Source organism: Methanobrevibacter sp. (assembly GCF_036307625.1).
In the GTDB taxonomy this organism is placed as follows: domain Archaea; phylum Methanobacteriota; class Methanobacteria; order Methanobacteriales; family Methanobacteriaceae; genus Methanocatella.
In genome coordinates, this window is the sequence record NZ_JAXJXF010000156.1 from 1 (window position 1) to 12,663 (window position 12,663).

Annotated in this window: 15 protein-coding genes; 10 read left to right on the plus strand and 5 right to left on the minus strand. The window is 30.6% G+C overall.

Annotated elements, in window-relative coordinates; translation table 11 throughout:
• Nucleotides 1-3 precede the first annotated feature (3 nt).
• Together UIB65_RS09900 and UIB65_RS09905 are read left to right on the plus strand one after the other, a co-directional pair.
• Nucleotides 4-1,041 (plus strand): cobalamin biosynthesis protein, encoded by a 1,038-nt coding sequence (locus tag UIB65_RS09900; RefSeq protein ID WP_330041400.1) that lies wholly within the window; start codon nt 4-6, stop codon nt 1,039-1,041.
• Nucleotides 1,038-2,054, plus strand: coding sequence for a cobalt-precorrin 5A hydrolase (locus UIB65_RS09905; RefSeq protein ID WP_330041340.1), 1,017 nt, complete (start codon nt 1,038-1,040; stop codon nt 2,052-2,054). The genes UIB65_RS09900 and UIB65_RS09905 overlap by 4 nt, the downstream gene beginning before the upstream one ends.
• Nucleotides 2,055-2,071: 17 nt before the next feature.
• Here UIB65_RS09905 and UIB65_RS09910 read toward each other — a convergent pair whose 3' ends face one another.
• Entirely contained in the window at nt 2,072-2,320 is a 249-nt protein-coding gene (locus tag UIB65_RS09910) for a UPF0147 family protein (RefSeq protein ID WP_330041342.1), read from the minus strand.
• A 153-nt stretch (nt 2,321-2,473) separates the two neighbouring features.
• Between UIB65_RS09910 and UIB65_RS09915 the strand changes: the two genes are divergently transcribed.
• On the plus strand, nt 2,474-2,641 hold the full coding sequence (locus UIB65_RS09915; protein WP_330041344.1) for a Met repressor: 168 nt from the start codon (nt 2,474-2,476) through the stop codon (nt 2,639-2,641).
• Here UIB65_RS09915 and UIB65_RS09920 read toward each other — a convergent pair.
• Together UIB65_RS09920 and UIB65_RS09925 are read right to left on the minus strand one after the other, a co-directional pair.
• Nucleotides 2,638-3,225, minus strand: coding sequence for a class II aldolase/adducin family protein (locus UIB65_RS09920; RefSeq protein WP_330041346.1), 588 nt, complete (start codon nt 3,223-3,225; stop codon nt 2,638-2,640). The genes UIB65_RS09915 and UIB65_RS09920 overlap by 4 nt on opposite strands.
• A gap of 11 nt (nt 3,226-3,236) precedes the next feature.
• Entirely contained in the window at nt 3,237-4,988 is a 1,752-nt protein-coding gene (locus tag UIB65_RS09925; protein WP_330041348.1) for a DNA-directed DNA polymerase II small subunit, read from the minus strand.
• Nucleotides 4,989-5,145: 157 nt separating this feature from the next.
• Between UIB65_RS09925 and UIB65_RS09930 the strand changes: the two genes are divergently transcribed.
• Genes UIB65_RS09930 through UIB65_RS09945 form a run of 4 tightly spaced genes read left to right on the plus strand, consistent with a single transcriptional unit; the run spans nt 5,146 to nt 8,776 of the window.
• Nucleotides 5,146-5,793, plus strand: coding sequence for a hypothetical protein (locus tag UIB65_RS09930; protein ID WP_330041350.1), 648 nt, complete (start codon nt 5,146-5,148; stop codon nt 5,791-5,793).
• Between the two features lie 2 nt (nt 5,794-5,795).
• Entirely contained in the window at nt 5,796-6,869 is a 1,074-nt protein-coding gene (gene cobJ / locus UIB65_RS09935; RefSeq protein ID WP_330041352.1) for a precorrin-3B C(17)-methyltransferase, read from the plus strand.
• Nucleotides 6,870-6,879: 10 nt separating this feature from the next.
• Nucleotides 6,880-7,479, plus strand: a complete 600-nt coding sequence (locus tag UIB65_RS09940; RefSeq protein WP_296804521.1) for a potassium channel family protein — start codon at nt 6,880-6,882, stop codon at nt 7,477-7,479.
• A 34-nt stretch (nt 7,480-7,513) separates the two neighbouring features.
• Nucleotides 7,514-8,776, plus strand: coding sequence for a magnesium transporter (locus UIB65_RS09945; protein ID WP_330041354.1), 1,263 nt, complete (start codon nt 7,514-7,516; stop codon nt 8,774-8,776).
• Here UIB65_RS09945 and UIB65_RS09950 read toward each other — a convergent pair.
• A complete protein-coding gene (locus UIB65_RS09950; protein ID WP_330041356.1) occupies nt 8,773-9,639 on the minus strand; it encodes a hypothetical protein in 867 nt (288 codons plus the stop codon). The genes UIB65_RS09945 and UIB65_RS09950 overlap by 4 nt on opposite strands.
• Nucleotides 9,629-10,480 (minus strand): hypothetical protein, encoded by an 852-nt coding sequence (locus UIB65_RS09955; RefSeq protein WP_330041358.1) that lies wholly within the window; start codon nt 10,478-10,480, stop codon nt 9,629-9,631. The genes UIB65_RS09950 and UIB65_RS09955 overlap by 11 nt, the downstream gene beginning before the upstream one ends.
• Nucleotides 10,481-10,745: 265 nt before the next feature.
• On the opposite strand from UIB65_RS09955, the gene UIB65_RS09960 reads away from it, so the two are divergent.
• The 3 genes from UIB65_RS09960 (at nt 10,746) to cfbA (UIB65_RS09970) (ending at nt 12,618) form a co-directional block, all read left to right on the plus strand.
• Complete coding sequence (locus tag UIB65_RS09960; RefSeq protein WP_330041359.1) at nt 10,746-11,144, plus strand: Zn-ribbon domain-containing OB-fold protein; 399 nt, start codon at nt 10,746-10,748, stop codon at nt 11,142-11,144.
• Nucleotides 11,116-12,030, plus strand: coding sequence for a sirohydrochlorin nickelochelatase (gene cfbA, locus UIB65_RS09965; RefSeq protein WP_330041360.1), 915 nt, complete (start codon nt 11,116-11,118; stop codon nt 12,028-12,030). The genes UIB65_RS09960 and cfbA (UIB65_RS09965) overlap by 29 nt, the downstream gene beginning before the upstream one ends.
• A 96-nt stretch (nt 12,031-12,126) precedes the next feature.
• Nucleotides 12,127-12,618, plus strand: coding sequence for a sirohydrochlorin nickelochelatase (gene cfbA / locus UIB65_RS09970; protein ID WP_330041361.1), 492 nt, complete (start codon nt 12,127-12,129; stop codon nt 12,616-12,618).
• Nucleotides 12,619-12,663: the final 45 nt, after the last annotated feature.

Below are 12,663 nucleotides of genomic sequence, written 5' to 3' on the forward strand. Positions count from 1 at the left end.
AGTATGATTGAATATAATAAATTAATTAATGATATTATTTTTTCCAATATTGGAACAATAAATTCACAAAACATATTATTATTTATTATATTCGCATTAATTTTTTCACTTGCAATTGATGTTTTCTTTGGAGAACTCCCGACAAAGATACATCCTGTTGTCATAATTGGATCAATAATTAATTTTTTTAAAAGTATATTCATAAAAATTAAAAACAGACTGTCAGGACTTTTATTACTATTGTCGACATGTATTGTTTCAAGTGTAATAATTTTTATCATTTATTCTATTGCCAGTTATAATATCTTATTGTTATTTATTATATTTAGCATATTGCTGTCATCTTCCTTTTCTATTAATATGCTATTACAAACTGCGATTGATGTTATGAATGATTTAAATGAGAGCTTGGATAAAGCAAGACAGTCAGTTTCATATCTGGTCAGCAGAAATACTGAAGAACTGACGGAAAGTTTTATTGTTTCAGCTACCATAGAAAGCCTGACTGAAAATATAACTGATTCATATGTTGCACCAATTTTTTATTATTTCATATTTAGTATTATAATAATTTTCCATCCAATCAACAATTCTTTATATTGGTTGCTGATGATTCCAATGTTATATAGAATTTCAAATACACTCGATGCAATGGTAGGTTATCAGACAGAAGATTTAATTAAAATTGGTTATTTTCCAGCTAAAACTGATGATGTTTTAAATTATATTCCATCCAGAATTGCAGGATTTTATGTTGTTATTTCAGCATTTTTACTCAAATTAGATTGGAAAAACAGTTGGCATATAATGTTGAGAGATGCTAGAAATTGTCCAAGTCCTAATTCAGGTTATACAATGGCATCTACAGCAGGAGCCCTGAATATTAAGCTTGTTAAAAAAGAAACATACGTTTTAGGTGACAATAATAAGGAAATTGAAATAGATGATATTAAAAAAGCAGTAAACTTATCTAAATTGACAATTATATTATTTACAATAACAGTTATCCTATTATTAATATTAATTAAAGTGATTTTATGAAAATAGCAATTATTTCTGTATCAGATAAAGGATTTGAATTATCTAAAATTTTAAAAAACAAATTAGATGATGATTCAACAATAATAAAAACTGATTTATACCATAAAGATGTTAAAAAACAGTTTCCTATTTTATTTTATGAATATGATGCGATAATTGCCATAATGGCTTCTGGAATATTGATTAGGTCCATCGCACCACTTATTGAATCAAAAATTTCTGATCCAGCGATTTTAAATATTGACGATAATGGAAATTTTGCAATATCCACATTATCTGGGCATTTGGGTGGTGCTAATAATTTAACAGAAAAAATTGCAAGTCTGATTGACGCAACACCGGTAATAACAACATCAACTGATGTAAATAAAAGATTAGGCATTGATGTTCTTGCCAAAGACCTTTATTTATCAATTGATAATACAAAAGAAATACTGTTTTTCAACAAATCAATTTTGGAAGGAAAAGAAATTTCATTTTTCATAAATCCTGATAAAAATTTTGATTATTTATTTGAATATCTAAATGATAATACACTTGAAATAGATATCTCTATAAATTTTTCATCAAAAATAAATACAGATGAAATACATGTTCAGTTGGATGGTCATAAGTTGGTATTAAAAGAACGTAAAGTTGTTGTTGGATTGGGATGCAAACGTGGAAAATCCTGTGAAGATTTATATGATGGACTTAAATGTTCCATCAGTGAGTTGAATATTCATATTTCCAGAATTAATGAATTATGTTCTGCTGAAATTAAAAAAAATGAAAAAGGAATGTTGGATTTATCTAATAAACTGAATATTCCAATTAATTTCGTAGAATTGGATAAATTGAAGCTATTTGAATCTGATGATATACAAAAATCAGAATTTGTCAAATCCAAATTTGGAATATATGGTGTCTGTGAACCATCAGCATTGATAATGGCAGGTTTTGATTCAAAATTGATTTATAAAAAAACGTCATATAATGGTGTTACAATAGCAATCGCTATATCAAAAAATTAAAATATTAAAAAAAGAAATTAGATGGATTCTAATTTTGATAAAACTTCCCATATTAAAGTTCTTGCATGAACAGGAATGTTTGGATCATTACTGATTTCATCTAATTTTCCTAAAACAGTACTAATCTTAACAGATTGATCTTGACTTTCATCTTTTAATAGTTCGTTAGATTCACTTGCTGCTTCTCTTATGTTACGAGGAACAGTGTTATTCTCTGTAATGTATTCAAGAATTTCAGATACCTCATCAATAGTTTCATTACTCATAATTACCCCTCCAAAAATATTACTAAAAACAAGTCAAATTATGTATTAAATACTATATATTTTATCATGTACTTAAATATTTTTTGGTAATAAAGGTTCTATTATATATAATTATAGTAAGATTTATATTTACTGATTATTATATAATTATATATGTCAGACATAAGTAAAACTACTATAAATCTACCCGTAGATTTAAAAAAAGAATTAAAGAAAATTGCAATTGATGAAGACACTTCCTTATCAGGTTTAATCCTAAAGATGATTGAAGAAGGAATGAATTCAAGAAAGAAATCAAATGTTTTTTCAGATGAAGATTAAATATTATCTTCAGCTGAATTTAACATATAAGTTACGAATTGAGTTTTTGCAGTTTCTTCAACAAAAACCGCAAGTAATGCTGCTTCTTTTAAATTTTCATTAACACAGATTACTCCATGTTTTTTAAGAATTAGTACATCTTCGCTTCCAAGACCTTCACTGGCATTTTTAGCTAATTCATCACTACCTGGTTTTTCATAATCGATTTCAGCCAAAAATGGAGTTTTAATTTCACCAAATCCTTCGTATCTTTTAATTCTTTTGGAAGAATGTGCAAATCCAGTTGCATAGGGTGAATGTGTGTGGACAATTCCATTGACATCAGATCTTTTTTTATAAATTTCAAGATGCATATTAACTTCAGAAGAAGGTTTTCCTTTGGTTAATATGTTTCCATTCAAGTCAACTAAAACAATATCCTCTTCTTTTAGGTTTGATAATGATTTTAAAGTTGGAGTAATTGCTATAATATCCCCATTATCTCCTTTAAATCTGGCGCTTATATTTCCAGCTTTTCCTGAAACTAAACCTTTCTCGTAGATTTCATTTGAAACTTTAATAATTTCATCAATATTTTTTTTCATTAGATAACCTCTTATAAAAATTTGAAATGTTTATATTTTCCTTTATGAATAACAGGAACTTCTGCAGGAGTCGGCTCAATATTATGAATCTTTTGAAAGCTTGTCTGAGTCTGAAATGTTCCTGAATTGATTAAATGAATTCCTTTATATCTTTTATATGAATTCACGTGAATATGTCCGGTGTGAAGAATATCCGGAACTTCATCAATAACTAAATAATCTTCAAGTTCTGAAGCTAATGGTGTTCTTTCACCATAAATAGGAGCTAAATGTCTTTTTTGAAGTAGTTCCTCCATTAGTAAGTCACTTCTTTCATAACTAAATTCTTTTACAGCCATTACCAAGTCGTCAAAACTACGTCCGTGGTAAATTAAAACATTAATTCCATCTAATGAAACGACACCAGGATTTGAAATAAATTCTACATTGTCCAGTTCATATAACGCTTTAGCGTACTCTTCTGGAACGGCAGGCTGCGGTTCTGCAACTCTGGAAGCGTCGTGGTTTCCAGGAGCAATGATAATTTTAATATCACTTCTTATATTTCCTAAAAATCTTGCAGCTTCATTATATTGCTCAGTAATATCTTTAATTACAAGTTCCTGATCCTGATTTGGATAGACACCTATTCCATCTACAATATCTCCTCCAATAATAAGATATTTGATATCTTCAGCAACTCTTCTTTGCTCTTCAGTACCAAAATCACAGTTAATCCAATCAATAAATCTTTGAAAAGCGTCTTCAAGAAATGTTAAGCTTCCGATGTGAACATCTGATAAAAATACAATTCCAAAGTCCATTTCCTTGTCAGGAACTCTTAATACACCTGGCTTGATAATTTGCTGACCAAAAGCAAAATGATTATCATCACTTTTATTGGCAATAACTCCTATTACTTCATCCCTTACTAATTTTTCTGCCTCTTCAAATAATTCTTCTTTATTTTGTGAGAATAAAACAGATATGTTTCCTGTATCGTCTTCCAGTTCAACAATCTTATGGCCATTTTTGCTGGATCTGATTTCTTTGACCATTAAAATCATGCTTAAACTGTCTTGGGAATCATCAATGTCTGCTACTTTTATAGGGTTTCTAAGTTCAGGTCTTTTAGATAGAATATTGTATAGTTTTTCATACCTACTTTTGAAGTAGGAGATTAAGTTTTCGAGTTCACCACTTGTGTATGATTTTTTACTTGTATCTTGAATAATTTTGAAATCATATTGGACATTACTTTTCTCTAAATTTCTTTTGAATTTAATTTTTTCATCTTTAACAGTTTCAGATGCTTCTAAAATTACTTCATTCACGTGTTTTTCCTTAACATCACTATCTTTTTTCAAATTTTCTATTGAATCAATTTTTTCTTGTGGTGTTTGTGTTGTTTCGGGTTCTTTTTTTATTGGTTTTGCTTTTGGTTTTTGTTCTATTTTTGGTTTTGTTTCGGGTTCTTTTTTTATTGGTTTTCGTATTGTTTGGGTTTTTTGTTTAATTGGTTTAGATTTTTCTTCCTTTTCAGAATTTATTAAAGTTTTTTGACTTTTATTTTCTTCTATAGGTTTAATTCCGGTAAGTTCATCAACTGTTTCACCACTAACTGATATTAAATCTTTTGATGTAAATTTATCACTTTTTAATTTAACTATTAGTGAAGATGCAAAATCTATAGGATTTTCTGCATTAATAACTCGGTTATAAGCTTCAGGTGATAGGTTGATTCCCTTTTTTGCAAATTTTAGTAGAATTTTATTAGTTGACATACTAATTAGAATTTTAATTTTCTATATTAATAAACTTTGAGAATTTTTAATGTGAATTTTTTTTCTTTTTCGTTATATTTATTATATATTAAAAATAGAATTTAAATTATTATAATATACTTATTATAAATAATAAGTTTTTAATGATTGTGATAAAATGGCAAATAAAGTACTTAGAATTATTTTAATCATTGTATTATTTGTTATATTCTTTGAAATTGGACTTGTTAGTTCATATACAATTGTAACCTCAGAAGCTCCAAATGTTCAGGGATTGATAGATATGCAAATTTCAAAAATCACTGGAATATTTAATCCAGCAAAAGTCAATGATATGTTAATTAAAGATGCAACTCATCTTAATATTACTAATAAAAAAGATGTTGCTTTAAAGATGGAATCATTGTCGAAGGTCGATGGAGTTAATGTTGATTCCATGAACGTTACTACTTATGACAATCCTGATAAAAAGAATTTTACAGTTACTATAGAAGCTTTAGGTTATGAATCTCCTAATTCAAGTTCTGGTCAGATTGTAATTAGTAAAATTCCATCTTATAAAATTATAGCAAAAGCTAATGCTACTTATAAGGATTCTGGATTGACAGTTAATGAAAATAGTATTGTTATAAATTCTGTTTTAAAATTGTACAACACAGGTAGTAGTAGTTCTACTGGTGCAACTTCCTATACTAACTACAGCAAATCTAGTTCCAGTAGTTCAGGTAGTTCAGGCAGTTCCAGTGGTTCAGGCAGTTCCAGCAGTGGATATGGATATACTAGTTATACAAATTATAGCAGATAATCATGATTAATGTAATTGGTATTGGACAGAATAGAGATAACATGACTCTGGGAGCTGTAAAAGCTATTGAAGAGTCAGATGTTATCATAGGATATAAAAAATACATCAACCAAATTGAGGATTTGATTTCCGGTAAGGAAATTGTTAAAAAAGGTATGGGTGATGAGATAGCTAGAGCTGAGTTTGCTATTCAAAAAAGTTTGGAAGGCAAAACAGTTTCATTAATTAGTTCCGGAGATCCTGGTGTCTTTGGAATGGCGAATGTATTGTATCAAATTGTTAGTAAATATGATGGTGTTGAGATTAAAGTTTATCCTGGAGTATCTGCATTGAATTATGCATCAAGCCATCTGGGAGCACCTTTACATGACTTTGCTGCAATTAGTTTAAGTAATATTTTAACTCCGCTTTCCGAAATAGAAAAGAAGTTGAGATATGCACTTGAAGCAAATTTAATTGTTGCAATATATAATCCAATTAGTAAAACACGTAAAGAACCATTTAGAAGATTTAAACAGTGTGTTTTAGATATTAAAGGTGAAAATGCTTTAATTGGTATTATTGATAGTACTTATGAGCCTCCAAAAGCAACTATTGTTAAAATTAAAGACTTAACTGAAGACATTGTTAATATGTCATGTACATTACTTGTTGGAAATGATATTACCTACGAGCAGGATGGAAAGCTTGTAACACCAAGAGGATATGTTATAAGATCCGAAATCCATGAATTATCACAAAATCATTATGAAAAATTCTTAAATGGGGAAATTGCACATGGACCAAATAGGGAGTGTGAATATTATCCATGTCACTTTGATGGCCAGTATTGCGATTTCTGTTATTGTCCATTTTATCCATGTGGAGATTCTGCAACAGGTGGAGAATGGATTAAAGGCAAAGGTGTTTGGAACTGTACCAATTGCCATTGGCTACACCAAAAGGAAGCAGTCGAATGCTTAAGACAACCTTTAGAAAACATTTTAGAAGATGTTGAAGATTTAAAATCAAAGAAGAAAACATTATTAAAACTTAGAAAGGCATGCTTATTACATGTAAATCCAAATGACTTATGAGGTAATTTAATTGTCAATAAAAAATCTTTTAATAGAAATGAAAAATATGTCGGAATTGATGGTTGATTTGGCTTATTCCGCAGTATTGTTCAACAGCAAAACCGCTGCTGAAGAAGTTATTACATTAGAAAATGAAGTTAACTCAATGAATTATCAAATTAAAATGGAATCGTTGGTTGCAGCTAGATCATATGAAGATGCTGAAAAATTAACAGCATTGCTTGAAATCGCTGAAGCTACAGAAACCATGGCAAATGCAGCAAAAGATTTAGCTGATTTAGTTTTAACAGGTTTTAAACCACATCCAGTATTTAAAAGGGTTATGGAAGAATCAGACAAAAGTATTGTTAGAGTTACTGTTGATGAATCATCTGAATTAGCTAATAGTACTTTAGGCGATTTACTTTTAGTCAATCGTACTGGTATGAGAGTAATTTCTATTAGAAGGGGTTCTTCATGGATTTATGGACCTGATAAAAATACTATGTTGTTGGCTAACGATTCATTGATTTTGAAAGGAACAGACGAAGGGGCTGATTTACTTGAAAAATTAGCTGCGGGAGCTTGTTCTTTAGATGATATTCCAGATGAATTAGAGGATGAAGACTAGGTTGTGTTATAAATGATTGTGGGTAGTGATACATGTGAAAGACAAACAGAAGAAGATTCGCAGTTCGCTATCTACTCGAGCGTTTGCTGATTTTTACGCTGAACATGACAATATTCTAAAAGAAGGTTTAATAGCCCTTTTAATTTGTGCTGTTGGGGATTTAATAGCAGGTATTATACTTGGTAAAATGACATTTTTCCTCGAAACATTTCCAGGACTATTGGTAATTATTCCTGGTGCAATTGGTATGAGAGGAAATATTTTTGGGTCATTTGCATCAAGATTGTCAACTAGTTTACATATTGGTCTGATATCTCCTAAATTTAGTTTCTCTGAAGAAGTAAATTATAATATTTTTTCTTCATTTGTGCTTACACTTGTTTTATCTATATTTTTAGGCATTGTCGGTAAAATATTCTGTATTCTGTTACATTACCAGTCAATGGAGTTAATTGATTTTATTTTAATTTGTACAATTGCAGGAATTATTTCAAACTTAATCATGCTTCCAATCACAATGTTTGTTTCATTTAAAAGTTTTGAGCACGGTTGGGATCCTGACAATATAACAAGCCCAATCATTGCCGCATTCGGAGATTTATTTACCTTGCCTGCAATTATCGCTTCAACCTTTATTTTACATGTCATCGATATAAATTATATAGTTAAGGATATTGTCTTGGTTGTAATTATAATTGCGGTTTTGTTTAGTTTCATTTATTGTTACCGCTTATCAGATGAGACAAGAACAATTTTAAAACAATCTACACCTATTTTGCTTTTATGCTCCTTTTTAGGAGGTTCTGCAGGTGGAATTTTAAACAGTTCAGTTGAGACATTACTTACAAATCCAAGTTTGTTAACATTGATTCCTCTATTTTCAGGAGAATGTGGAAGTTTAATTAGTATTTTAGGAGCAAGATTATCTTCAGGTCTTCACTCAGGGCTTGTAGAACCATTAAGAAAACCGGAAGGGGAAGCATTACATAACTTTTTAATCTGCTTTATATTGGCTATTGTTGTTTTCCCATTCATAGGAATTCTAGCGGAATCATCTTCATTGATGTTTGGAACAATTGGTGTTGGTTTTAACGTAATACTTCCTATCAGTACTTTATCCGGTCTTATTTTGCTTACTATTATGGTGTTTGTAGTTTATTACATTTCTACCATTTCCTATAATCATAATTTGGATCCTGACAATATAGTTATTCCAATTTCAACAAGCGTTACAGATTCTATTTCCAGCTTGATTTTGATTTCAGTTTCTCTTTTGATTCTTAGTCTTCTAGTCTAATACCATGCCTTCAGAATAAATTCACAATCATTTGTCTTGAAATAGTCATAATCAAGTTTATTTATATCAAAGCTTTTGGGAACACTTACCAGAAAGGCCTTTGCCTTAGGCTTGTCAAAGTGAATAAAGACAATTGCACTTGAATCATCATAGAAATTGATTTCATCGTTTAGATATATTTCATCGCTGGTTATTCTTTGCCAAGTTTTCTCCTTGACGAGACGTGTTGAGCCCATAAAATAGTTTAAATTATATTTTTCATCATCATCCACCAGCAAATAATAATCAGAAGCCCTTAAATTACCTTTAAACACTTTAAAACAATTGCAGCTATGGGAATTTTGGTCATGATTACGATTGCACTTACCCTCGTTTTGAAAATCTTTAAGCACATATTTTTTAAAGAAATCACATTTTACCAATCTGTTGACGGAGTGGATGTTATTTGAGTTTTCAGTGTTGCCTATTTTTACACTTGAAATACTACTCTCATGTGGAATTAGTTCCATGGATGTTTTTATTTTGGAGTTAAACAGTATTTTAGTTGCAAATTTTTCATAGTCATTTCCAAGAGTTATAAATTTTGTATATGATACACTATTTGGAATGACTTGTCCTTCTTCGTTAATTATAGCAAGACCAGGAGTTCCCTTTTTGTTAACTTCCCAATTATTTGGAGTTCCTGGATTATTAATTAAATTAACAACGGTTTCTTCAATAAATGTTTCAATATGTTCGTTTTCACCTTGTTTAACTATTTTTTGCGTGCTGATTTCGTTTATTGAAAGGATGATTCCGACAATCATTAGAATTATTATTAATACAACTGCTATTTCAATCGTAATGTTTCCTCTACAGTCCATAAAGTTCACCTGCCAAACCATATTTTTTCTTATGGGATGAATCCAATGTCAGAACATGATGTTTAGGTGTAACAAGCTTTTCACCATTATAGTGATCGCTGAAAACAACATGATCAGAACAGGATAAGGATTCATTTTGTGCCATTGGAGTTTGGATAAATACTTCCATACCGTAATGCGGACATTTTCCCTTGCCTTCAAGCCTACAGAGATAGCAGCTTCCATCTGCACTTTCATGAAAATATCCCTTATCTAAGCAGTCGTCTATTACTCCTGGGTCTCCATGATGAACATATGGATCGTAGGGACATTTTTTGATATATAAAGGCGCAGTAGCTTCTATATATGATTCGGGTGATTCAAAATTATGGATTACCATATATCCGGCTATTGCATTTTTGTAATGGATTTGGTCATCATAAGTTAAAATTCCTGATGCTATTGTAAGCTTTGCAAGTGGCAGAGGATCCCTTAAACCTTCAATCGATGCATTTTTCTCTATAATGTTTGAATATTTGATATTGTCCTTTTGGGCATAGATTTTAACCTTAAACAATACTTTCCAAGGGTTGTCAGTATTTTCAACAGAGACAGTTTCTGATGAAATTTTTACTCCATATTTTTTTTCATAATCCCTATTAGCCTCTTTTAATCGATTATCAAGATTCTTTTTAATCTGATTTTCACTGTTAAAAACAGGCAAACCGTTATATACCTTTTGAGTTGCTTCGGCTATTGAGTCCCTTCCCAGAACTTCCAGGTTTCTTGAGTAGTCATCAATAATATATTTGAAATTATTATTTGATTTTAATTCGACATTTTCACTTTCGATGTAATTCATGCTTGTTATTATAAAAATTGATATCAATAACAGTGATAAAATCAAAATAGCAACACTGCCTACTATTATATTCCCTTTGGAGTCGATTTTCATAATATTGAAATTAGACATGAATTAATAAATTTATTTTGCAAGTGTGCAGGTGTGATTTTGCACTATTGTGTATTACATTTTTAAAAAATAAGGAAAAATAGTAATAAAAAAAATAGTTATTTATATTATTGATTAGATACTATACTTATTAGAAAATATATGGAGGATTTACATGTCAGATACTGTAAGAACATGGCGTCATATACAACAAAGATATAATCTTATAGGTACTAAATGTACCACTTGCGGAGAATTATTCTTCCCATCTCGTGTAGTTTGTCCTAACTGTAGAAGAAAAGGTAATCTCGAACCTTTCCAATTTTCAGGAAAAGGTAAAATTCACACATTTTCAGTAATCAGATCAGCACCGGACAACTTTAAAAAATCAGCTCCTTATGCTGTAGCAGTCATTGAACTTGAAGAAGGTGCTAAATTGACTTCACAACTTGTAGATTGTGATGTTGAAAATCTTGAAATCGGTGACGATGTGGAAATGGTATTCAGAAGAATCAGAGAAGATGGAGAGGACGGAGTAATCTCCTATGGATACAAATTCAAAGTTATCAAATAATACTGCTGTCATTTTAGTAAGTCATGGAAGTACCTTGCCTTATGCAGAAGAAGTATTTATTGAAATAAAAGAAAAGTTTATCAAAAAAACAGGCCTTGCAACTGAAATAGGATATATGAAAGTATCCGAACCTACAATTGCAGGTGCTGTGGAGATTTTAAAAGAGGAAGTTGACGATTTACAAAGAATCATTGCACTTCCTGTATTTTTAGCTCCAGGTATTCATACTAACATTGACATTCCGCAATTGTTGGGTCTCGAACCTTTGGAAGTTGACCCAAGATGTCCGGATGGAAACTATCCGCCTGAACATTACCTTTCAATTGCTGATGATGTTGACTTTGATGGTGAAATCGAGCTATTGGGTTCTATCGGACCAAGAGATGAGCTTTTGGATATTATCGATAAAAGAATCAATGAATCTTTATCAGAATCCAAGTTGGATGACAGTGCAAAAACTGGAATTTTACTTGTAACTCACGGTTCTAGATTGAATTACAATAAGGAATTTGCAACTGAATTATACAATAAGTTTGAAAAGACTTGCGAATATCCATCAAGTTTCGGATTTATGGAACTATGCGGTCCAAGTATCCCTGAATCTATCAATAAACTGGTAGATGAAAATGATTTGGAAAGATTAGTGGTTGTACCGGTCTTTATTGCTCCTGGAATGCATACAACTCATGATATTCCACATATCTTAGGATTTTTGGATGACCATGAGCACTCACATTCACATTCACACTCTCACGGGCATGGTCATGACCACAGTCACGATTTAACTCCTGTGGAGTTTGATGGTGAGATATTATATCCGGAACCTATTAAAGCGGATGATATCTTAATTGATATTTTGATTAGTATGATAAATGAAAAATCATGATTTTTCATATATTTTTTTGAAAAATTTTTTATTCAAGATAACTTAACTGAATTTAACTTAAAATTTAACTATAATTTACTTAATGGATGATAAAATATGTCAGATAAAAAAACAGGAATATTGTTATTATCTCACGGTTCTAGATTGGACGATGGAGAAGAAGTAATCAAAGCTTATAAGGAAATGTATGCTGAAGAGTTTCCAGATATGCCTGTAGAATATGGTTTCATGGAAATTAGAAAACCAGGAATTCCAGAAACAATCAATAAATTAACCAGTGAAAATGATTTGGAGAAAATTGTTGTAGTGCCGGTTTTTGTCGCTCATGGACTTCATACAAAAAGGGACATACCTGAATTGTTAGGTATTGAAAGCGATTTTGATGCGGAAGAGGTATCCGGTCATCATCATCACCACCATCATCACGGTCATGACCATGGACACGGTCACGGACATCATCATCACCACCATCATGACCATGATGAGGAAACATTTGAGTTTGATGGTGAAATTGTATTGACAGACCCATTAGGCATCGACACACGTCTATACGAAATTATCAAAGATAGAGTTTCAGATAATTTATAGTCTGAAACACTTTCAACTTTTTTTCTTAAAATTTATTTATTTTAA

Coding starts and splice junctions, on each gene's coding strand:
- UIB65_RS09900 (WP_330041400.1), top strand. CDS start 4: ATGATTGAATATAATAAATTAATTAATGATATTATTTTTTCCAATATT.
- UIB65_RS09905 (WP_330041340.1), top strand. CDS start 1,038: ATGAAAATAGCAATTATTTCTGTATCAGATAAAGGATTTGAATTATCT.
- UIB65_RS09910 (WP_330041342.1), bottom strand. CDS start 2,320: ATGAGTAATGAAACTATTGATGAGGTATCTGAAATTCTTGAATACATT.
- UIB65_RS09915 (WP_330041344.1), top strand. CDS start 2,474: ATGTCAGACATAAGTAAAACTACTATAAATCTACCCGTAGATTTAAAA.
- UIB65_RS09920 (WP_330041346.1), bottom strand. CDS start 3,225: ATGAAAAAAAATATTGATGAAATTATTAAAGTTTCAAATGAAATCTAC.
- UIB65_RS09925 (WP_330041348.1), bottom strand. CDS start 4,988: ATGTCAACTAATAAAATTCTACTAAAATTTGCAAAAAAGGGAATCAAC.
- UIB65_RS09930 (WP_330041350.1), top strand. CDS start 5,146: ATGGCAAATAAAGTACTTAGAATTATTTTAATCATTGTATTATTTGTT.
- cobJ (WP_330041352.1), top strand. CDS start 5,796: ATGATTAATGTAATTGGTATTGGACAGAATAGAGATAACATGACTCTG.
- UIB65_RS09950 (WP_330041356.1), bottom strand. CDS start 9,639: ATGGACTGTAGAGGAAACATTACGATTGAAATAGCAGTTGTATTAATA.
- UIB65_RS09955 (WP_330041358.1), bottom strand. CDS start 10,480: ATGAATTACATCGAAAGTGAAAATGTCGAATTAAAATCAAATAATAAT.
- UIB65_RS09960 (WP_330041359.1), top strand. CDS start 10,746: ATGTCAGATACTGTAAGAACATGGCGTCATATACAACAAAGATATAAT.
- cfbA (WP_330041360.1), top strand. CDS start 11,116: ATGGATACAAATTCAAAGTTATCAAATAATACTGCTGTCATTTTAGTA.
- cfbA (WP_330041361.1), top strand. CDS start 12,127: ATGTCAGATAAAAAAACAGGAATATTGTTATTATCTCACGGTTCTAGA.